Raw genomic sequence first — 23,199 nt, forward strand, 5'->3', positions numbered from 1 at the left:
GGAGATTCCCATGACACCTCAAGCTTCTTCAGCACGCAGCTTCACCAGCAAAATTCAGCAACTGCGTAATCTGCGCCGCACGCTTGCCGCCCTGTGCGCGACAGCGGCGCTCGTCACAGGCATCTTGTATGCGCCCGCCGGTAAAGCCGCCGTCAACCAAATGTTGCATCGCGCCTGGCCGAGCATGAGGGCGACCAAAGCCGCCCCCGCGCCCCGCGCCGCCAAAACCGCCAAAGCGGCAGCCACACGAAATCTGGCCGCTGCGCCTGCTGGCAACCTGAATATCGCGCGCCAGGGCCACGCCGCCATGCGCCTGAGCGATGGCAAAATCCTGGTCGTCGGTGGCGAGAACGCCAACGGTCTGATCCGCGAATCGGAAATCTTCAACCCGGCCACGCACAGTTTCATCACCGCCGCCAGCCTGGACACGGCGCGCACCGAACACACGCTGACGCGCCTCGCCGACGGCCGCATCCTGGTCATTGGCGGACGCGGCCAAGCCCAGCCGCTGCGCACCACTGAAATTTATAACTACAGCGGGAACGTCTTCACGCCCGGCCCGGCTCTGAATCGCCCGCGCGCCGGTCACACCGCGACCACGCTGGCCGACGGCCGCATCCTGATCGCGGGCGGCAGCGCCGATGGCAGCGCCGAAATTTACAACCCCGCGACCCAGAGTTTCACGGTCGTGACGGGACGCCTGGATACGGCGCGCTCCTTCCATGGCGCCGCGCTGCTCAACACCGGCAAAGTCCTGCTGGCGGGCGGCAAGCTGACGAACGGTAGCGCCTTGAATTCGGCGGAACTCTTCAACCCCGCGACGCAAACGTTTGCCGCGATTGCCAAGCCGATGCGCGGCGCGCGCGTCAACCCGGTGCTCAACAAGCTGCGCGACGGCAAAATCCAAGTCATCGGCGGCGGCGAAGCGACGATGGAGATGTTCAATGCGGGCGGCGAATACTTCACCGCCTACGCCCATTTACCCAACAACGCGGTGACGATGAAAACGCCGGGACGTGCGGCGCTCTTTTATCGCAAGAACCGTCGGTCAGCGGCAGAGACTGGGGACACGACGGGAAATCTGAACGCATTGGTGGCCGCGCCGGATAGCAGTGACCCGACGGATCGTGATGGTTACACGATGACCGACTCTGGCAGTACGGCGCTGATCGCGGGCGGTACGGATAGCAATGGGGCGACGCTAAATTCAGCAGAGGAAACGCCTGCTTCAGCCGCGGCTGTGACGACGGATAAGACAGATTACGCTCCAGGTGAAGTCGCAACCATCACAGGCACAGGCTTCTTGCCAAATCAAAGCGTCAGCTTGTTACTCGAACGAGATCCGCCTACACCCGCGACAACGACTTGGACGGCGCAGGCAGATGCGACAGGCAATTTCACGACGGCCTATAACGTCGTGGAGACCGATCTCAACGTGTCGTTTATTCTTACGGCTTCTGGCCAGCCGGATAATTATCCTGTCGCACAAACAACCTTCACGGATGGCGCCGTTAGCGGCGCAACTGTCACGATCAAGAACGCTACTTGCACAACAAATCAGAACACCTTCAATGTCAGCGACACGGTGTGCAGCAGCGCGGTGGTAACTGTAGGTGGTTCTGGCAACGGTGATTTCCGTTATCAGTGGTACAACAGCACGACAATTAGCACCGCTACTTTGGTACGCGATACGGCACAATCGGGTCTGACTGGAACTTACACAGATACCTACTCCCCCACCACGGCTGGGACGTGGACTGTAATGATTTGTAAGACAGCCAATGCCGGGGCTTGCACAAGCCCCGGCAATCAGTCCGGCAGCGCTACTTTCATTGTAAATGGTGCTGCGCCGACCACACTTACCGTTTCCTCCGCCACTGGCACCTACGGCGGCACGATCAATCTTTCGGCCACGCTGAAAAAGACTTCGGATAATTCGGCAGTGAGCGGCAAGACGATTACCTTCACGCTGAACGGCAACAGCTTCGCCGGCAATACCGCGACGACCAATGCCAGCGGTGTGGCGACATTATCAAACGTCAGTTTGAGCGGCATCAACGCTAGCACCTATAACACGGGCGTGGGGGCGAGCTTCGCGAGCGATTCCAGCTTTGGCGCAAGCAGCGGCAGTAATACACTGACCGTGAACAAGGCCACGCCGACGATCACCTGGAACAATCCGGCGGACATCACCTATGGCACGGCGTTGAGCGCGACGCAACTTAATGCGACAGCGAGTGTGGCCGGCACGTTCAATTATTCACCCGCCTCCGGCGCCGTGTTGAGTGCGAGTAACGGGCAGACGTTGTCCGTGAGCTTCACGCCGACGGATACGGCCAATTACAACACGGCTTCGGCCAGCGCGACGATTAACGTGTTGAAGAAGACGCTGACGCCAACTGTCACTGTTAATAACAAAGTTTATGACCGCACAACCACAGCCACGATTGCCACGCGGTCACTCGCCGGAATCGTCGGTTCTGACGATGTGGCTTTGACCGGCGGTACCGCCACGTTCGATACGAAGAACGTCGGCACAGGCAAGACGGTGACGGTGGCCGGGCTGACTTTGAGCGGCGCCACGGCAAGTAACTACCAACTTTCTTCGACGACAGTGGCAACAACGGCGAACATCACGGCGCTGGCGCTTACCGGCACGATCACGGCCAATAGCAAGGTTTACGACGGCAATGCGACCGCGACGATTCTCACACGCGCGCTGAGCGGCGTGATTGCGCCCGATGTAGTCAACTACACCGGCGGCACGGCCAGCTTCGCCGACAAGAACGCGGGCACGGGCAAAACGGTAACGGCGACCGGGCTGACATTGAGCGGGGCCGATGCGGGCAACTACACGGTCAATGGCACCGCAACGACGACAGCGGACATCACGGCGCGCGCGCTGACGGTCAGCGCGACGGGCGTCAACAAGGTTTATGACGGCGCTGTGACAGCCACGGTGACGTTGTCGGATGACCGCGTAGCCGGCGATGCGCTGACGACCAGCTACACGAGCGCGAGTTTTGCCAACAAGCACGTGGGCACGGGCAAGACTGTGAGTGTCAGCGGCATCGCGCTTAGCGGCGCGGACGCGGGCAATTACACGTTCAATACGACGGCCACGACGACCGCCAACATCACGGCGCTGGCAATTACTGTGACAGCCGTGGCGAGCACTAAGAGTTATGACGGCACGACGAGTTCGTCCGGGTTGCCAAGCATTGCGCCCGCGTTAGTCGGTGGCGACACGTCGGGCTTCACGCAAAGTTACGACACGAAGCATGTGGGGACGGGCAAGACGCTCACGCCGTCCGGCTCGGTCAGCGACGGCAACAGCGGCAATAACTACAACGTGACGTTCGTCAACAATACGAGCGGCGTGATTACGGCGCGCGCCATCACCGTGACGGCGGCGACGAATACGAAGAGCTATGACGGCACGACTAGCGCGGCGGCCACGCCGACAATCACCGGGGGCAGTCTGGCCGCAGGCGACACGGCCAGCTTCAGCGAGAGTTACAACACCAGGCACGTTGGGACGGGCAAGACCTTGACGCCGAGCGGGACGGTCAACGACGGCAACGGCGGCAACAACTACGCGGTGACGTTTGCCAACGACATGACCGGCGTGATCAGCGCGCGCGCCATCACCGTCACGGCGGCGAGCGACAGCAAGGTTTATGACGGGACGGCTGTTTCTGGCGGCACGCCGACGATCACGGCGGGCAGCTTGGCCAGTGGCGACACGGCGACTTTCACGCAAGCGTTCGACAGCAAGAACGCGGGGCCGCGCACGCTCACGCCGTCCGGCGCCGTGAGCGATGGCAATGGCGGCGGCAATTACGCGGTGACGTATGCAACGGCCAGCGGCAGCATTTCCACGCGGGCGTTGGCGGTCACCGCGACCGGCGTCAACAGGGTTTATGACGGCACGACGGCGGCGAGTGTGATCTTGTCGGACAATCGCATCGGGAGCGACCTGTTCACTGCCAGCTACGCCAGCGCCACGTTTGCCGATAAGAACGTGGGCACGGGCAAGCCGGTCAGCGTCAGCGGCATCTCGATCAGCGGGACGGACACGGGCAATTACACCTTCAACACGACGGCTGCGACGACTGCCAACATTACGCCACGCGCGTTGACGGTGAGCGCGAGCGGCGTCAACAAGGTTTACAACGGCAATACCACTGCCACGGTGAATCTGTCGGACGACCACGTGTCGGGTGACAACATTACGACCAGCTACACGAGCGCCACGTTCAATAACAAGAGCGTGGGCACGGCGAAGCCGGTCAGCGTGACAGGCATCGCGATTGGCGGGACGGATGTAGGTAACTACACCTTCAACACCACCGCCGCGACGACGGCAGACATCACAGCGCGCGCGTTGACGGTGAGCGCGACGGGCATCAATAAGATTTACGACGGCAATATCAGCGCCACCGTGAACCTCTCGGACGACCACGTATCGGGTGACAACCTCACGACCAGCTACGCGAGCGCCACGTTCAACAACAAGAATGTGGGCACGGCAAAGCCGGTCAGCGTGACGGGCATTACGCTTGGTGGGACAGATGCGGGCAACTACACCTTTAACACCACCGCCGCGACGACGGCGAACATCACGGCCAAGCCAATCACGGTGAACGCCGTGGCGGATAGCAAGGTTTATGACGGCACGACGACTTCGGGGGGCACGCCGACCATTACGCCGGGCTTAGCCAGCGGCGACACGCCAGGCTTCACGCAAGCGTTCGACAGCAAGAATGTCGGGCCGCGCACCTTGAACGCTTCCGGTGCTGTGAGCGATGGCTATAGCGGGAACAACTACACGCTCACCTTCGTGCCCGCCAGCGGCAGTATTTCGGCGCGGGCGTTGACGGTGAGTGCGAGCGGCGTCAACAAGGTTTACGACGGGAACACCACGGCAACCGTGACCTTGGCGGACAATCGTGTGAGCGGCGACGTCTTCACCGACAGTTACACCAGCGCCGCGTTTGCCGATAAGAACGTGGGCACAGGCAAGCCGGTCAGCGTCAGCGGCATCTCAATCAGCGGGATGGATGCGGGCAATTACACCTTCAACAGCACCGCCGCGACGACTGCCAATATTACAGCACGCGGTTTGACGGTGACGGCGACGGCCAGCAACAAGGTTTACGACGGCAACACCACGGCCAGCGTGGCGTTGGCGGATAACCGGGTGAGCGGCGATACCTTCACGATCAACATTGGCTCGGCCACGTTCGACACCAAAAACGTCGGCATAGGCAAGACCGTCACAGTCAGCGGCATCACGCTCAGCGGGGCGGATGCCGGCAATTACAGTGCAAACACCTCGACCACGACCACCGCCAACATCACACCGTTAGCACTCACGGGCAGCATTACGGCGGACAACAAGGTCTACGACGGCACGACGGCGGCGACCATTGCGACGCGCACGTTAAGCGGTGTGGTGGGCAGCGATGCCGTCAGTTATGTCGGCGGCACGGCGACGTTTGCTGATAAGCATGCCGGCAACGGCAAGACGGTGACGGCGACAGGCCTGAGCCTGAGTGGAGGCGATGTGGGCAACTACACCGTCAATAGCACCGCTGCGACAACGGCCAACATTACGAAGCGCGGCCTGACCATTACCGCTCTGACCAACACGAAGATCTACGACGGCACGATCAGCGCCGCCGCCATCCCGACCTATAGCGGCTTGCAAACCGGGGACAGCGTGACCGGCTTGAGCGAAACCTATGACACCAAACACGTCGGCACAGGCAAGACCTTGTCGGTAGCCAGTTACTCAATCAGTGACGGCAATGGTGGGAACAACTACGCCGTCAGCACTCAGACGAACACGACCGGCGCAATTACCAGGGCCGGGTTGACGATCACGGCGATTGCCAACACGAAAGTTTACGACGGCACGACCAGCGCGGCGGCCACGCCCACGGTCAGCGGCTTGCAAACCGGCGACAGTGTGAGCGGCGCGAGCGAGAGCTACGACAACAGGAATGCCGGGACAGGCAAGACGTTGTCGGTGGTTGGCTACACGGTCAACGACGGCAACAGCGGCGGCAACTACACCATTGCCACCGTGCCCAACACCAATGGCGTGATCACAGCGCTGGCGCTCACCGGCAGCGTCACGGCGGCGAACAAGGTTTACGACGGCAATGTGTCAGCGACGATCTTGACGCGCACACTGACGGGCGTGCTTGGCAGTGACAGCGTCAGTTACACAGGTGGTACGGCGACCTTTGCCAGCAAGACCGTCGCCACGGGCAAGGTGGTGACGGCGACGGGCCTGAGCCTGAGCGGCACGGACGCGGGCAATTACTCCGTCAACACGACGGCGACCACGACCGCCGACATCACGGCGCTGGCGATTACCGGCAGCATCACGGCGGACAACAAGGTCTACGACGGCACAACGGCGGCGACCATTGCGACGCGCACGTTGGCCGGCGTGGTCATTGGGGACAGCGTTAGTTACATCGGCGGCACGGCGACGTTCAACAACAAGAATGTCGGCACGGGCAAGACTGTCACGGCGACGGGCCTGAGTCTGAGCGGGACGGATGCGGGCAACTACACCGTCAACACAACGGCGACGACGACGGCCACCATCACGGCGCGCGCCTTGATGGTGACGGCGACAGCCAGCAACAAGTACTACGACGGCGCGACCACCGCCAGCGTCACGTTGGCTGACAACCGTGTGTCGGGTGATGTGCTGACCATCAGCATTGCGGCGGCCAACTTCGATAACGCGAATGTGGGCACGGGCAAGACGGTGACGGTGACCGGCATCGCAATCAGCGGGACGGATGCGGGTAACTACGCCGTCAACACAACAACGACGACGACGGCCAACATCCTGGCGCGTCCGACCGTCATTCATTACACGGGGGCGTTGACTTCAACGTATGGCAATTGCACGGTGGCAATCTCCGCGACGTTGAAGGACGGGTTGACCAACGCGCTCGTCACCCAGCAAGAGACGATTACAATCTCGATTGCCGGTCAAACACCCGTAACCCTGACCAGCAGCACGGGCGTCTTCACGGGTACGGCGACCATTACCAGCGCCCTGAATGTGGGTTCGTACAACATCGTCTCGACCTTCAATGGCAATACCAACCCGGGTCAGGGCTACGCCGCCAGTTCGGAAACCCTGAGCGGGGCGAGCGGCTTCCAGATCACGCCGGCCTTTGTCGGCCCCTACAACGGCGGGGCGATTTACACCGGGCTGAATTTCTTCTGGACGACGGGGCCGTCGAGCAGCACGGCGACGTTGACCTTGAGCGCCACACTTAAGGACATCACGACGCCTTGCCAAGGTGACATTCGGACGGCGCGTGTAACCTTTGCCACGCGCAATGCGGACGGCAGTTACTCGCCCATATCCAATGCGCAGAACCTGCCGGTCGGTTTGGTCAATCCGGCTGATCTGACGGTGGGGACGGCGCAGGCGGTCTCGCAATACAACCTGGGCAACCAGAATTTTGCGAGCATCCAGATCGCGGTCATCATCACCGGCAACTACAAACGCGACCAATCAGCGGATGACACCATCGTCGGCATTGCGAAACCCGGCGTCGCCAACCAAATGATTGGCGTCGGCAAGTTGAATAATCTGGCTGGGCCATTCGCGTCGAACGGTTTCCTGGGCAACGCGCCGGCCACGGGCGCGAATTACTACACGTCCATTGCGTCCAACGTGAGTTACAACAAGAGCTTCACCAATCCGCAAGGCAAGGTGAACATCATCGTGAAGAGTCTCAACCGCAGCAACGGCACAGTGGGCACGGCGGTGCATACGTACTCGATCACCAGCAACTCAATCACAACGTTTACTTCGGCGGTGGTCAACGGCCAGCAGGTCGTCACCTTCGGGGCCAAGTGCAATGTGGTGGAGATCACCAACCCGGCCACGCCGATCGCGCTCGAAGGCGGCGCGCAAATGCAAATCGTCATGTCGCCGCCGGCCGGCAGCAGTGGTCAGACAGCGTCCATCACGGTTCAAAAGAACGGCGGCGGGATGTGGTATTCCAGCGCTTGGGATGGTACCAAGACCGTTGCCAAACCGTTGTCCAGCGGCATGATCAGCGTAAACTAGGCAATAGCCACGGCTGGTTAGCATGCACTTTTGCCAAGCGAAAGCCGTGTGCAGGTGAGAACCTGCACACGGCTTTTTTTCGCGATAAATTGTTGCCTGTGCGCGCATTCGCTCGAACGTATTTCGACCAATTCGCCTTACAACCGCCGCGCGCACACCAGCACGTGCGGGCCGTTTTCCGGCGCGATGTAATTCACGCCGTCCACCAGGCCCGGCACGAAATGCGCCTCGCCAATCAGCCCTTGAATCGTGGGGCCGAACTCGGTCAGCAACTCTGCCTGCGCGCCACGGATGCGGGCGTAGATGTCTTTCATCAACGCTTCGGAATGCGGCAGGTGTTCATACGTTTCGATGGCAAAGTCGGCTTGTTCCAGCAAGGGGCGGTAATCCGCGACAGGTTGTTTTACGAAGGGCATCGGGATGTGTTGTTCCCAACTTGTAAAGACCAAAGGTGCGCCGGGATGCAGGATACGAGCAGCTTCGTGCAAGGCTTGTTGCTGATCGTGCGCCAGCCAAATCGCATCAATCGAAACCGCGGCGTCGAACGACTGGTCGGTCAGGCCGGTGGCAGTCAGACTGCCGAGGGCGAAGTGGCTTTGCGCGCTGAGATTCAAGGCGTGGGCTTTGGCTTGCGCGGCGGTGAGGGCGGCGGCAGAAAAGTCTACGCCCGTCAGGTGCGCGCCGGTTTGTTGGGCCAGCCAGAGGCCTAAACTGCCGTTGCCACAGGCGAGATCGGCCAGTGACTGCCCGGCTTGCACATGTAACAACGCGGCAATACGTTGCAAATCGGCGAACGAGACAAAGCTGTACGGCACAATGGCGGCGGGTAGTTCAGCTATGCCCAAAGCTTCACGGAAGATCGCTTTGAGAGTGGTGCTTTGATCCTGCCGCTGATAAAAATCATCGAAGCTGCGCGCTTCGGCATTGTTGGCGTCCAGTGTTTGTTCAGTGCTTGCATTCATAGACATTGACTCTTACTTGGGAGCGCGGACGTCTCGTCCGCAATGAATAGAAGCTGCGAAGCTTTCCTTGCTCCCTTGTTGGTTTGACGCAGCGGCAGGAATAAGGAAGCCGCGCGGCTTTTCTTGCTTTGCGGACGAGACGTCCGCGCTCTCAGGGCTTGGCGTCTCAAGCCCACGAGCCAGCGCGCGCCGGTGCCGCATTACGGCGGAGTCGCCAGACGAGTGCATAGCACAGCACACCGAGCACGAGCGCGTAAGCCAGCAGTTTGACCCAGCCTGCCAACCACGCGCGCGGTTGCGCGATGGGTTGGCCCGCGCGCGACAACAGCGGTTTGGCGTTGGCGGGCAGCGTGCCGGTCGTAGCCGACCACATCACGGAGCGTTCATCAGGCGGGGCTTGCCGGTCGTTTTCGGGATACGTCTTCAGTTCATTGCTCACGCCGTCGCCGAACGCCGTGCTATCAAACACCGGCACACCCGCCACCGGTTGCAGCACGATCTCATGCCAGCCCTGACGATCGGTTTGATTGGCGTCGGTCAGCGTAAAAGCAACCGGAGTAGTTCCCAGATCAAACGGCGCTTCCAATTCGCATTCGATGCGCATGGTCAGCAGCTTGACCGCGCCAGGCAGCAGCGCGAGCGTTTGATTGCGCGCGCGCAATGCGAGCGGTTCGCCATTAGCCGTGAGCCGCAACCCGGCCAGCCATTGCGGCAGGTTGCGCGCCAACCAGGCGTCTTTTTCGGCTTTTGAGTAATTGCCGTTGCGGTCGGTGTCCAGCGACTGCAATTCCTGAAACGCCGCGATTTCGGCGTAATCCACGATGTACCGCAGCCGCACGCGATCATCCGCTGTGGCAATGCGGGTGTAGTGGCTGACCGCGAAATTGCCCAGCGGATGCGCGGTGACGGCGCTGGGCAAAAGCAGCAGGAACAGCAAGAGTTGGAGGGAGCGTGTGGTATGTTTCATCGTTCACCTCAACGTGTGATTGGCAGCCCTGGGTACGCATCGCTTCCAGCGTGCAGGCTTGGCGAGCTATGGTTGTCGGCCAGTGGCTCTGACTTGATGGCTCGCACGCTGGAAGCGGTGCGTACCCAGGTAGCGCGCGTTCCCTCAATTCGCCAATGCCTCAGCCGCGCGCTTCGCTTGCAACGGATCGAATTGCGGATTGAGCTTCAGCGCCCGTTGCAAATAGTCGCGCGCGGCAACTTGATTCCCAGCGGCGCGCGCGATCAATCCGGCGTGATAAAACAGCCGGGCGTCCTGCGTGCCCAGGCGCAGCGCCTCTTGGCTGGCGGTTTGCGCTTCGGCCAGCTTGCCTGCTTTGAGCGCCGTCCAGGCCAGCGCGTCTGCGCCGTAAATGTCGTGGCGCGCGGCATATTCGCGTTGCGCGAGTTGATAGGCTTCCGCCGGTTTCAAATCGTGATCGGCGTAAAAGAGCGCGAGTTGGCGGTTGTAAAGTTGCCCGCCCGCCGTGCCCAGCCGCGCCATCTGTTCGCACAGGGCATATTGCGCCTCGGCGTCTTTAGCGCGTCCGGCCAATTGATAGAGATCGCCGAGCGCGGCGACAAAAACCGGATCGGGCAAGCGTTGGGTGGCGCGTTGATACAACTCAATCGCTTCGTTCAGATCGCCACGGGCGGCGCGCACGCGCGCCAGTCCGCCCAGTGCGCGGTAATAATCGGGGAAGGTCACGAGCGCCGCGCGGTAATGCTCTTCGGCCGTGACATAGTCGCCAGTCATAAAGGCCGTCTCGCCCAATTGCCAACGGCACCAGGCAACAGTTTCGCGCGTGGGCGGCACGGTGCTGGCGGCAATAGCCAGCGCCTCGGTGTAATACAGCCGCTCGCGTTCATGCTTGCCATGCAGCGCGGCCAGGCGCGCCAGCCGGAGCGGCACGGCCATGCCTGCTTGCGGGCGGGCTTTCATTTCGTTGAAGGCTTTTTCGGCGGCCTCGTATTCGCCCAATTCCAACAGCGCATCGCCGAGCATCTGGTGCGGATAGGCTTTGCCGCCATCGAGTTTGATGAGTTGCTGGGCGTGGTCGCGCGCGCTGGCGAATTCGTGCGCGGCGAATTCGGTTTGAAAGAGCGTGGCCAATCCGCCGGTATTCTGTGCGGGCGGGAACGCTTTCAGCGAAGCCTGCGCCGCGCGCGTGGCGAGTTCAAGCCAGGTCAGATTGCCCGTCTCGCGCAAGCGCAACAGGTAATAGCCCGCCAGCTTATTGATCGCGATGAAATCATCCGGGTCTTTCTTGACGCGGTCTTCGAGAAAGCGGATCGCGCCTGCGGTGGCTTCCGGCACCAGCGGCGCAGCCTTGGGCAGCGCACGGGGCGCGGCTTCCATTGACGATTCCGCCTTGCCGCAACCGCTGCTGAACAGCATGGTCAGGACGAGAATTGCGAGTGCGAGAAGTGCGAGCTTGTTGCTTTTCATAAGAAGTAGTCAGTAGTCAGTAGTCGGTAGCCCGTAGTCGGTAGTCAGTAGTCGGTAGCCCGTAGTCGGTAGTCAGCGATTGATGGTTGTGTATAACCTTGAGCGCCGACTACTGACTACTGACTACTGACTACTGACTACTCGCCGCTAGTTGCGCGTATTGTCGTCGGTGCCGCTGTCGCGCGGTTGTTGCGGCGCGCCGAAGAAGGGGAACGTGTCGCGGAGCGGCACGTCGTTGGAATTGACGTTGTCGCCGAACGCATTCTGATTCGCCACGAAGAACAGAATCGTGTCAATCACGTCATCGCCCAAACGCCGCCCGTTCGGGAAGCTCGCGCCGGCATTGTTGCCGCCACCGGGGCCGCTGTTCGCCTTGGTCAGGTCGAAGCGCAGATAGTCGCCACGCGTCACGGCCACGCTGGCGAGAATGCCGATGTTGGTGGCATTCGTGCCCAGCGACGTGAGGGTGGCGACGATGCTGCCCGCGAAACGGCCCAGCGCGTCATCAATCGGCGAGGCCGCGTTGTATTCGTTCTTGCGCGCGAATGGAATCAACGCGACGTTGACCGCCGGATTGCCCGTCCGGTCGACATCCAGATAGGTGGTGCGGGGGAAGCGGCTGGGCAGTACGCCCGTCACGGTCGCCCGGCGCGAGGTACGATAGGCCAAGCCCAACGAATTGCCTGTCAGGCCGGTGCGCGCGCGCAACAACGCGATGGGCATGCTCAGCCCAATCGCCAGCGTGTTGTAACCGGCGAAGCTGTCACGCCCGCGTTGCAATGCGGCGGGGTTCGGACTGCCAGCTCCGACGGAAGCCACGAACCGTTGAAAGCCGGGGATGTCGAAGAAGAACGGATCATCCACGACGCCGGCGAAAAATGAAATGCCCGTGGACGCATCGGTGGTGACGACCGGCGTTGGCGCGGTGGCATTCAAGGTGGGCACCGTGGTCGGCGCGGTGAAAGTTTGCAAAAACGTCGAGTTGACCGACGCCGTTTGTGCCGACGATGAGGTGCCGACTTTTTCGGAGAAGGTCACGTCAATGAACTGGTCGGGTACCGCATCGCCATTGGTTTCCAATTCAAAACGGTAGCGCACAGCCGGGTCGAAGACGCCGAAGTTGACGGCTTCGGACGGCACGATGAACCCGGCCACCGTCGCCAACAACACGACGCGCGAGTTGTCCGACGGATCCAGGAACAGGTAGATGTCATTGATGTCAGCGGAACGATCCAGCGAAGCGCTGGGCGAATCGCCGTGATCCGCCGCGCCCACGGGCGTCGCCGGGATCAACAGCAAGGTCAGCGCCAAGCTGATTGATAAGGCAAAAGCCGCCAGCTTTTGCGTCTGCGTGCGTAAACGCAACATAGTTTTCTCTCCTCTGTGAAGATCGCCTGCCGGATAGGAGTCAGGCGAGTTGATAAAAACACGGCGGTCAGTCTGTTCAGCCAAACCGAATGGGCAAGCCGAACGGGCTGACGCCATGCGCAGGTTTGATGATTACGGTTGGCGCTGCACAATGCGGCGCGCCGCGAAGCTTTCGAAGAGCGAATCCGGCGTGGCGGATTCGTCGGGAGCTTGTTTCAACGATGCCTGACGACCCGGCGCATTCGACAAAGCCGCCATATTTTCCGCCGCCGCACTGTTCAAGCGGGTCAGCGCGAGCGTGTAAGCGCCGGTGCGCCCCGGTTCAAACGGCGTGGCGATAATGACGTAGTTGCCGCTTTGGTTGAGCGCCTTAAAGAGACTGGCGTCGCGGCCATTCGTGCCGCCGCCACTGTTGTCGTCAAAGGCGACCGTCTCGCCGTTGTCCGTGTTGAGAATCAGGAAGGAATCAAAGGCCGCTGAATTCATTCTGATTTGCACGGCGTCGCCTGCCGTGCCGGCAAACCAATACGCGTCCAGATAGGTGCCCGCCGACGTTTGCAGATCGGTCGTGCTGATGCTGGTGCTGGCGGGCGTCGCGCCGTAACTGATGTTTTGGAGGACGCCCGTGCTCAGCCGCAGTTGGTAGGAACCCAGCGCGTCTGGTTCAGCATCGGCGCTGGTGACAATGATGAAATAGTCGCCCGGCTCGCGCAGCACGGTCAGCAGCAGGGCGTTGTCGTTTTCTACGCTGCCGTTGCCGAAGCCGCCGGTCTGATCGTCCACGGCCAGCGGGACAATCGCGCCGTCGGTGCGTTGGCGAATAACGCCGACCAGCGCGTTGAATTGCGCCGAGCGCAGATCAAGCGCCACCGTCGTGTTGGCCGTCGTCGTGCGCAATTGATAGGCGTCAAAAAAGTAACTGCGCCCATCCGCTGCGACTTGCACTTGATCGTCCACGGTCAGCGCTCCCGTCACGGTCGTATTCGGATCGAGCGCCTGCCCGCGTACCACCGGCGCCGTGCCGCCGAGACGAACGGTCACGACATTGGAGAGCCTGCCGTTGGCGCTGACACGCACGCGCACAGAGCCGCTGCCCGCCAGTTCGGTCGGGATGGCGACGTTGATCTGATCAAGTCCGGCCAGACCCGTGCGCGCCGCGTAACTGACCGCGCCCGGCACGCCTTGAAAAGTCACCGTGATGGCTTCGGCGACGCCGTTTGCGTCGTTCGGAAGCGCCGCGACAGCATTGCGGATGCCAGTGGCGAAGAGCACCAGGAAGTTTGGCCGTTCGCGCGTGCCCACACTGAGTTCGCGCTCGCTGCCGTCAGCGTTGGTGACGGGTTGATAGTTGATGCCGTCCGTTGTCACTAACGCCGCTGGCGCGCCCGCGCCGTTGCCGCGCGCGGTGAAAATGCCCGGCGCGGTGCGTTGCATATTGAAGGTCGCCGTGCGGGTCGAACCGTCCGAATTGGTGACGACGATGGTCGCCGTGCCCTCGGTCGTGAGCGGCGGCAAGGCCAGGTTGACTTGGGTTGGCCCGGCATAAAACAGTCCGCAATCCAGGTTGTTGACCTTGACGCTCAAGCCGCCCAGCGTGGTGGGCAGCGGCAGCGTGGTCGCCGTGTAGCTCTGATTTTGCTGGGTCTGGAAGACGCCGAAAGCGGTCGCCATCGAATCCGGCGCGAGTGAGTCACTGAAAAAACTGGCCGAGTTGACGACGACAATTTGTGGTTGGGCCGCCGCCACTCGTCCTGCTCGATTCCCCCAACTCAGGTTCGTTAAACCTAGTAAGCAAAGAATCAAGCCCGTGCTGGCGAGACACGTCGCCAACCTGAGTCTGCGTCTGCGTGAAAGCAGCACTTCGCTACGCAATCTCATAGTTCTTACCTCCTGAAATCGAAATGAAAGTTGCCACAAGACACACTTATCCCCGTGGACAAAGCGTCCTGAATTCGTGAAACCAGTATCTATGCAAATGAAAGCCGGGTGTTGCTTACCCGTTGAACACTACGCGGCGCGCGGAAAATCAGTTTTGTCCGCAGGGCCGGTTTTAGCCCAAACTTCCTGCGGGAAGCTTGGTTCAACAAGGATGCCGCCTTGCTGTGCCCGCCATTCAACTATGTTGAAGCAAGGAAGGCCGTACAGCTTAGGACCGCGCCACCACCGTTTGGCAGCGGTTTTGCTTTTGGGGGAATCAAGGGCTGATAGAGCTGATGGGGCTAACGGCGCTGATGGCAGTCGCTGCTCGATACTGGCCGCGCTGCGTTTGGCTATTGTCGCGCCACTGCGTTGTTCGGCGTGCGTGCGCGCGTTGACTATCGGCCCTGTTAGCGGACAAGCCACAGGCTTGAAGACTGCCTCAAGGTCACTCGACATGAATTTCCCTCCCTCACTTGCTCAAGTTCGCTTGTCTTGGACGAATGGATGCAGACAGCGTAAAAAAATCTGCGGCACTCGTTGGTGCTCGCATTTGAATACGCGCCTTGTTTCGGATTGGATTGGTTAGCGCCAAACAATTGCGGATTTCAACTGACTGGGTAACGCAGGCAGCAAACGCCGACGGCTCGGCGCAAAGCTGTGCCTGATGCCGCGCAGACCTTGGTCGTTTCTCCGCCGCAGTTATGCAAATGAATGTGGTGGAAAGAAACGCAGCTTAGTTTGGAGGCTCTTCGTCAATCAACTTCTGCACCGGCGTGCGGCCCTGTTGAACAGGGCTGATTGCGTTGATCGGAACGGGTGCGGCCAATTGCGGAGCCGGTTGTTCCGTGGCGAGCGCTTCGATGATGGAGAGTTTGGGCTCGCCGATGGCGTTGATGCGCTCCAGCGAGGGCTGGCTTTCGCGCAAATAGATGAGCAGCCGCCACAACAGCGAGATCAAAAATAAAACGATCCCGACCTGCCGCACCATGTGATTATCGCTGGTCACGATCAGCGTTAAACCGATCCCGACCAGCAACCAGATAAATTCTTTGATGAATTGCATACGCCCCCCTCGGCTCAAACGTGCGGGTAAAACGACGAATCCGGAGAGCGCATTCTAAAAGCAACGGCCTCACGCTGCCAAAGTATTCAGCGGAAAAGGGCCGGACGTGGCGCAAGAATTCTTTCTACCCGCAAATCCACCCAGCCCTTTCTCCCGTAACTACCGTCAGGCCCGTCCATACGCGGGGATTGCTGCGCCGTGAATGGCGCTGGCCGCGTCCGAAGTCAGAAAGAGGATGATTTCGGCTAAGGCTTCCGGCGTGACCCAGCGGCTGTAATCGGCGTTGGGCATGGCGGCGCGGTTGGGCGGCGTATCAATCAGCCCCGGCAAGACGCAATTGACGTTAATGCCGTGGGGTTTGAGTTCGGCAGAGAGGCTTTCGGTCAGGCGTATGACCACGCTTTTTGAGGCGCTGTAAAGTGCGGCCCCGGCTTCACCGGCGAGCGCGCCACGCGAAGCGATATTGACAATTTTGCCCGCGCCTTGCTGCAACAGTTGCGGCGCAAAGGCGCGGCAGGTGTTGAACACCGAACGTCCGTTGAGGTCCATCAGGAAGTCCCAATCGGTAAGCGGCGTTTCATGCACTGGCGTCCCGGCCCGGTATCCGCCCGCCGTGTTGATGAGCGCATCAACGCGGCCAAAACGGTTGGCGGTTTCGGCGGCGACGGCGGCCACGGCGGCGGCATCGGTCACATCTACTCCGGTAGCCAAATGATGATCAGGTGAAGCGGCCATGTCGGCGAAGAGTTTTTGCAGACGATCAGGCGAACGATCAAGCAACACCAGCTTGGCGCCGGCTTTTTGATAAGCGTGCGCGACAGCGACGCCCAGATTGCCAGCCGCGCCGGTAATCACTACAACCTGATTGGTAAAATCGAACTTGATGGAATTTGGCATGGATTCTTTCCTCCCTGAAAGATGACGATTGAAATGAATTTGAAACTTTCCCCGCAAAATGCGATACCACGCGCGGCTCGACACACTGTTTGGGGGACACCGGGCAACCATGATATAAACTCGCCCCGACTGGCACAGGCTCCCCGCCCGCAAGCTGCGGCGGGGACGCCAGCACAGCTTATACCAACTGGGGAGTCACGTCCCGTACCCCACTCCAGCGAGGAAAAGTCAGTGCAAACAGCCCCAGACATAAATGCCAACCCAGGCGCACTTGATTCCCGGGCGCGCGATCGGGAATTGATCGGACTGGTTGGACGCATTGCCCAGGCGGATCAAACCGCGTTGGCCACGCTTTATGATACGACCAACCGGCTGGTCTACGGCTTGATCTTACGTGTCTTAAATGACGCGGGAACAGCCGAAGAAGTCTTGCTCGATGTTTACACCCAGGTGTGGCGGCAAGCCGCCAGTTACGACACCCAGCGTGGTTCGCCGCTGGCTTGGCTGACGACCATTGCCCGCAGCCGCGCCATTGACCGGTTGCGTTCGGGTTGGCAAACCCAACAACGCCAGGAATCGCTCGATGCCGTTAGTGATAGAGAAACCGCGGCGGCCAACCCAGAGGAAGCTACGGTCATGTCCGAACGGCAACAACTGGTGCGGCAAGCGCTGGCGCAACTTTCGCCCGAACAACGCGAAGTGATTGAGTTGGCTTATTACTCCGGCCTGAGTCATAGCGAGATTGCCGCCAAGCTAGGGCAACCGTTAGGCACAGTGAAAACCAGAACCCGGTTGGGGATGATGAAATTGCGCGATGCGCTCGGCGCGGTGTTAGGAAACTGAAACGATTTTAGAATGGATGGAAGTGAGAAACAGGTTGAAATGGAAATACAGGAACAGTTGATGGATGAGGCGGCATTGTATGCGTTGGGAGCGTTAAGCGCTGACGAAAGACAGACGTTTGAGCAGTTGCTTGCGACAGACGAAGGTTTGCGCGCGGAATCCCAGTCGTTCGAGGCGCTCATCGCGGATTTGGCCTTGTGCGTGAGCGCGGCGACGCCGTCACCGGCGACACGGGACAAGCTGCTGGCTCGTATTGCTGAAACTGAACAAGAGTCGAAGATTGTCGCGCCCCAATTGCCCAAGACGGTCCCTCCTGCGGTGGATATTCGCTTGCAAGAGGGAACTTGGATGCCGCTTGCCGAAAAAGTTTCTTGCAAGACGCTCTTTGCCGATCCGCAAACGGGGCTGGTGACTTCCTTGATCAAACTGGAACCCGGCGGCTATTTGCCGCGTCACCGTCATTTGGGGGTTGAACAAACGCTCGTGATTGAGGGCGATTGCATTGTCAATAACCAGGTTTTCTATCCGGGCGATTACCGCGTCCGGGCTTGCGATACCGAAGACGGCGCCGTCACCACGGCACACGGCACACTCATTCTGCTGATTGCGCCGGAGCGCTTTGAGATTCTCGATTCACACTGGCCCAACTAAGTTGGCCCAACTGCAATGTTGGCGGGAAGCCGAAAGGATATGGACGAGAGTGAACGACGTTAGTTCCACGGAACACATTGAGGAGCAAGCTGCGCTTTATGCGCTCGGCGCGCTCTCGCAACACGAGGCCAGCGCCTTCACGGAGCGGCTGGCCGAAGATAACGTCGCTTACGCTGCTGAATTGCAGCCCTTCGAGCGAGTGGTTGCCACACTCGGTTTCAGCGCGCCTGAAGCTGTGCCCTCCAGTTTGGTGCGCGAACGCTTGCTGTCCAATATCGCAGCGACGCCACGTACTGCTAAGTCCGTTCCCGCTGCTCCGCTGACTAACCAACTCGTGGCCACGCGGTATCGCGAAATTCACTGGAAGGACTGTGGCAACGGTGTCCTTGCCAAATTGCTATTTAAGGACCCTGTCGCGCGCACCATTACCACACTCTATAAACTAGCGCCCGGCACGACCTTTACCGAGCATACGCATCCGGGCGCTGAACAGTGTTTCATTCTGGAAGGCGATTTTATCGTGAATGGCGAATGCTTCGGCCCCGGCGATTTCCATTGCGCGACACGCGGCAGTACGCACCAGCACATCACCACAACACAAGGCACAACCTTGCTGGTTATTACGCCCGCTGATTACCGAATGGGCTGACCCAAAGCAGATAGGCAAAAGAGCATGGAGATCAGGTTGCAACCTGATCTCCATGCTCTTTTGCTTTGTCTGTCTGGTTAGCGGCTCGCCGCCATCGCCTTGCCGCGTTTGATCGTCATTTCTTTGAACAGGTAATCCGCGCCCGCAAACTTCTCGGTGATGAAGAGCACATAGCGGATGTCCACGACTAGGCAGCGATTCGAGGTGATGTCGTAATTGTAATCGCCGCCCAAGCCTTCAAAGTTCCCGTCAAACGCCAAACCGATCACCTCGCCGCGACCGTTCAGCACCGCGCTGCCCGAATTGCCGCCCGTGATGTCGTTGGTCGTCAGGAAAGCGACCGGCACGTCTTTCAGCCGCGTGTCCAGATAAGGGCCGAAATCTTTCTTCGCGCTCAGTTCTTTCAGTTTCGCCGGCACGTTGAAGGGTTCGACGCCCGTGTCCTTTTCGATCACGCCACTCAGCGAGGTTTGCCAATCGTAGCTGACCGCATCGCGCGGCTTATAGCTTTTGACTTCGCCGTAAGTGAACCGCAGCGTGCGATTGGCGTCGGGGTATTGCGGCCCCTTCTTCCAATCCAGCAAAGCCCGCACGTAATCGGCGCGCGCTTTTGGAATCGCGGTGTTGAACGCTTCCTGCTTTTTCGCCAGCGGGGCGGTTTCATCCACGACGGCGGCGGCGAGTTTGACCAGCGGTTCATTGCTGGCGCGCAATTCGCTGGCCGGCATCTTGAAGAGCTTGCTCAATTCGTCGAATGATTTCAGCGGCGTCTCGGCGATGGCCTTGCGGGCGAAATCGGTTTCGGCTTGCTGCCGCTCAACGCCGGTTTTGCCCGCGAAGAACGGCTCGACCGCGCTGGATTTTTGATTGGCCGGCAATTGCGACAGCCGGTTCAGCCCCGCCTGAAAGCGTTGCTGATCCACGGCGGCATCGCGCTCTTTCCAAGCGTTCTGGAAAAAGCCTAGCACCTGCGGCAAGGCGGCATCGCTGAATTGTGGGTTGCGTTCATTGGCCGGTTTCTCCTGATCGAGCGCGCGGCGATAGGCTGTGCTGACCGCAAAGATCAAGGTGCCCGAACCCAACAGGCCGGACAGCGCCTGTTCTTTGGCGCCGTAGCTGTTGAGGTCAGCGTACAAGTCGGCAATTTGCGGCAACAGCTTGCCGTACTTTTCTTTCAGCGCCGGATTGCCGTCGAGCCATTTGTTGAAAGTCGCCTCTTCGGCACGTTTGCGTTCAATCGCGCCCGAACGCCGCAAACCTTTGACCGTGCCGTCGAAGGCCTTGGCCGAATTGCTGAGGCTAAAAATGTCATCGGCGTATTTGATCTTCAACACCGGATCGCGATTGCCCGCCTCCGTCAGCACATTGATCTGCTCATTCAATGTATCCACCAGAAACGGGAGCCGCACGTTCTGGTTGTAGTCCACCGAATACGATTCGCGCCAGCGATAGGTCGCGCCGGGATAGCCCAGCACCATCGTGAAATCGCCTTCTTTGACGCCGCTGGCATCGAGCGCCAAAAACTTTTTCGGCTTGAACGGCACGTTGTCTTTGTTGAATCCGGCAGCCTTGCCGTCGGGCGCCACATACGCGCGCATGAAACTGAAATCGCCGCAATGGCGCGGCCATTCAAAGTTATCGGGATCGCCGCCGAAATAGCCAATGGCTTTGGGCGGCGCATACACCAAGCGCACATCGTTGAGTTGTTGATAAATGTAGAGGTGATATTGCGCGCCGCCATAGGCTTCGACGATTTGCGCAACCAGTCCGTCTTTTGAGAATTCGCGTGCGAGGTCGCGCTGTTTGCCCGCGACGGCGCGATTGCGTTCGGCATCGCTCATCCCCGGCGTGACGGCGGCCAAGATTTGATCGGTGACGTCGCGCGATTCCTGCGTGATACGCACGGTGTAGCCTTTCGCCTGAATCTCTTCGGCGCGCGCGTTCGCCAGGAAGCCATTCTCAATGTAGTTATTCTCGGTGCTGGACGCCGCCGTGATCGCTTCAAAGGCAACGTGATGATTGGTCACGATCAGCCCGTCCGGCGAGATGAACGTGCCGGTGCCGCCGCCGATGATGACGACCGCATCTTTCAGGCTGACCTTGGCCGTGCTGTAAATCTCTTCGGGCTTGAGCAGCAGGCCGCGCTTTTTGAGCTGATCTTGCGGCAGCTTGTCAAGCGCGCCGGGCAACCACATGCCTTCGTCGGCAAAGGACGCGAACGGCGTGGTGATTAAAGAAAAGGCCAGCAATGCTAGCAGTAAAGTTTTGCGAAACACTTGGGTTTTTCTCCTTCTGAAATCGTTAAGCATCTTTGGTCATTGCAGGAGCAACGCGGACTTTACCATAACAGGCAGGTTCTGCGGCTTGAGAAAATCGGCGCCGCAACAAGCCGGAAGCGTTGTTTGAAAAACCTGCTTCCAACCAGTCACGGTGCCGAATCACATCGTTATTTGAATAGCGTGGACGTTACTGCCCGCCGCTTGCCGCTTCGACCTTGGCGGCCCCGTTGATGAAGGCCGTCACGTCTTTGTGCAGCTTCTCGCGCGATTTCTTTTCGATGTACATCATGTGTCCGGCTTCGTAATAGGCGAAGCTGGCGTTTTTTCGAATCGCCGGCTCGAGGCTCATGTGCGACACCGTATGCTCGATGCCGTTATAGGGCGTGGCCACGTCGTAATAGCCGCAGAGCACCAGCAACTTCAGATGACCCTGCTGCGTCATCGCCGAGCGCAAGGCTTCGGCGGGGCCGCCGGGCTGCCCCTGATCCCACGGCTGCACGCGCGCGCTGAGCGTGTAATACATATCAGTACTCCACTTCAACTCGCGGCGCACATAGTCCTGGAACATCGCTACGTAAGAGCCATCGTAAGAGGCCAGACTCGGATCGTATTCGTCACGCTCGCCCGCCGCGTCGGCATCCATCCCGGTAAAGCGCGCGTCAATGCGGCCCACGGTCAGACGCTTGTCGCGCAGCAATTCCTTGAACCAGCGGAACGGGCTAATGCGCAGGTTGGTTTGCTCAAGGTATTTCGGCGCCAGGCCGGTGAAACGCGCCAGATTCTTGACGACCTTTTGATACTCCGCCGCAGGCAGTTCGTCACCTTTTTCGAGCGCGGCGGCATATTCGCCGTGCGCGAATTGGCGGGCTTGCTGCGCGATTTCAGCGGCGGTGAGTTTTTGCAGGTCGGGCGGCAACAGCTTGTGATACCACGCCGAGGAAATCAGCGTCGGCAGGAAAAAGATCGTCCGGTCATCCGCGCCCCAATTGCCGAACCCGACCGCCGAGAGCAGCACCACACCGTTCAAATAGATTTGATGACGGCGCTGCAAGGTATACGAAAGTTGCGCGGAGCGCGTCGTGCCATAGCTTTCGCCGATCAGGAATTTCGGTGATGCCCAGCGTTCGTTGCGTGTCAGGTACTGATAAATGAAATCGGCGAAGAAGGTGGCATCTTGCTCTACGCCATAAAATTGCGCTGTGTTTTCGCCCGGCGCGGGGCGGCTGTAGCCAGTCGAGATCGCGTCAATAAACACCATATCCGTGGCATCGAGGAATGAATCCCCGTTTTCGACAATCAAGTACGGCGCGGGCATGCCAAAGCCATCATCGGTCAGCGCAATGCGTTTCGGTCCCAGGCCCATGTGCGTATACGAAGAGGCCGACCCCGGCCCGCCATTGTAAACGAACGACAAAGGCCGTCGCGTTTTATCCGTCACTTCATCTTTGGTGTAGGCCACAAAAAAGAAGGTTGCCTTGGGCGTGCCATCATCGGCTTTGATGATGTAGGTCGCGGCGGTCGCCGTGTAATTGAGTTGCTGCCCGCCGATACGCGCGCTGCCGTGTGTGATCGAAGTTTTCTCTTCCAGCGGTGGCGCAGGGCGCGCTTGTGCCGGTTGACCTGGCGCGGTGGGTGGAGAGGTTGGCGGCTGTTGCTCAGCGCCACGGCCCCGCCCGCCACGTTGGGCGGGGTCCACTTGCGCTTGGGCCAGACAGACGGTCAACAGCAGGGTGATTGTTACCGCAACAGCACGATTCATATTGGGTTCTCCTTTGAAGGGAATAAGGTTGAACTCCTGCGAGTCGTCGGCGCACGGTGGGCGTACAGTTTACGATTGGGCAAACCATGCGAAGGTGGCACTGCTCTTGACTCGTAATGCTGGCTCAACCGTGGCGAGCCGCGATGCTAGCACAACCGCATAGAGCAGCCTAGCTTCAGCGTGAGAAGCTAGGTTGTCGGAAAAACACATTGCGTGTATTGCTAAAACAGCGCGGCCCGCAGCGCTTTGAACTCAGAA

General features: G+C 59.9%; 13 protein-coding genes. 4 read left to right on the forward strand and 9 right to left on the reverse strand.

The features are described 5' to 3' along the window. Positions 1-10: 10 nt before the first annotated feature. On the forward strand, positions 11-8,116 hold the full coding sequence (locus HY011_20675) for a hypothetical protein (protein MBI3425355.1): 8,106 nt from the start codon (positions 11-13) through the stop codon (positions 8,114-8,116). 137 nt (positions 8,117-8,253) lie between these two features. Here the strand turns inward: HY011_20675 and HY011_20680 are convergent, their stop codons facing one another. From HY011_20680 to HY011_20710, 7 genes are all read right to left on the reverse strand, one after another. Further along, positions 8,254-9,078 (reverse strand): class I SAM-dependent methyltransferase, encoded by an 825-nt coding sequence (locus HY011_20680; protein MBI3425356.1) that lies wholly within the window; start codon positions 9,076-9,078, stop codon positions 8,254-8,256. Positions 9,079-9,244: 166 nt separating this feature from the next. Then, positions 9,245-10,045, reverse strand: coding sequence for a hypothetical protein (locus HY011_20685; protein MBI3425357.1), 801 nt, complete (start codon positions 10,043-10,045; stop codon positions 9,245-9,247). A 144-nt stretch (positions 10,046-10,189) separates the two neighbouring features. After that, complete coding sequence (locus tag HY011_20690; protein MBI3425358.1) at positions 10,190-11,512, reverse strand: tetratricopeptide repeat protein; 1,323 nt, start codon at positions 11,510-11,512, stop codon at positions 10,190-10,192. A 147-nt stretch (positions 11,513-11,659) separates the two neighbouring features. Beyond that, a complete protein-coding gene (locus tag HY011_20695) occupies positions 11,660-12,880 on the reverse strand; it encodes a DUF4331 family protein (GenBank protein ID MBI3425359.1) in 1,221 nt (406 codons plus the stop codon). A gap of 132 nt (positions 12,881-13,012) precedes the next feature. Next, the gene (locus tag HY011_20700; protein ID MBI3425360.1) at positions 13,013-14,626 is read right to left on the reverse strand and encodes a hypothetical protein; all 1,614 of its coding nucleotides are present in this window, start codon (positions 14,624-14,626) and stop codon (positions 13,013-13,015) included. A gap of 907 nt (positions 14,627-15,533) precedes the next feature. Next, positions 15,534-15,863 carry a hypothetical protein gene (locus HY011_20705; GenBank protein ID MBI3425361.1) on the reverse strand — a complete coding sequence of 110 codons (330 nt, stop codon included), beginning with the start codon at positions 15,861-15,863 and terminating at the stop codon, positions 15,534-15,536. A gap of 165 nt (positions 15,864-16,028) precedes the next feature. Then, entirely contained in the window at positions 16,029-16,760 is a 732-nt protein-coding gene (locus HY011_20710; GenBank protein MBI3425362.1) for an SDR family NAD(P)-dependent oxidoreductase, read from the reverse strand. Positions 16,761-16,793: 33 nt separating this feature from the next. On the opposite strand from HY011_20710, the gene HY011_20715 reads away from it, so the two are divergent. The 3 genes from HY011_20715 to HY011_20725 are packed head-to-tail and all read left to right on the forward strand — an operon-like array spanning position 16,794 to position 18,903. Next, positions 16,794-17,603, forward strand: coding sequence for a sigma-70 family RNA polymerase sigma factor (locus tag HY011_20715; GenBank protein MBI3425363.1), 810 nt, complete (start codon positions 16,794-16,796; stop codon positions 17,601-17,603). Between the two features lie 12 nt (positions 17,604-17,615). Then, positions 17,616-18,254: a cupin domain-containing protein gene (locus HY011_20720; protein MBI3425364.1), complete on the forward strand. Its 639-nt coding sequence runs from the start codon at positions 17,616-17,618 to the stop codon at positions 18,252-18,254. A 49-nt stretch (positions 18,255-18,303) separates the two neighbouring features. Beyond that, entirely contained in the window at positions 18,304-18,903 is a 600-nt protein-coding gene (locus HY011_20725; GenBank protein ID MBI3425365.1) for a cupin domain-containing protein, read from the forward strand. Between the two features lie 77 nt (positions 18,904-18,980). Here HY011_20725 and HY011_20730 read toward each other — a convergent pair whose 3' ends face one another. Together HY011_20730 and HY011_20735 are read right to left on the reverse strand one after the other, a co-directional pair. Beyond that, on the reverse strand, positions 18,981-21,179 hold the full coding sequence (locus HY011_20730; protein ID MBI3425366.1) for a S46 family peptidase: 2,199 nt from the start codon (positions 21,177-21,179) through the stop codon (positions 18,981-18,983). Between the two features lie 190 nt (positions 21,180-21,369). Next, positions 21,370-22,941, reverse strand: coding sequence for a peptidase S10 (locus tag HY011_20735; GenBank protein ID MBI3425367.1), 1,572 nt, complete (start codon positions 22,939-22,941; stop codon positions 21,370-21,372). Between the last annotated feature and the right edge of the window lie 258 nt (positions 22,942-23,199).

Source organism: Acidobacteriota bacterium (genome assembly GCA_016196035.1).
In the GTDB taxonomy this organism is placed as follows: domain Bacteria; phylum Acidobacteriota; class Blastocatellia; order RBC074; family RBC074; genus JACPYM01.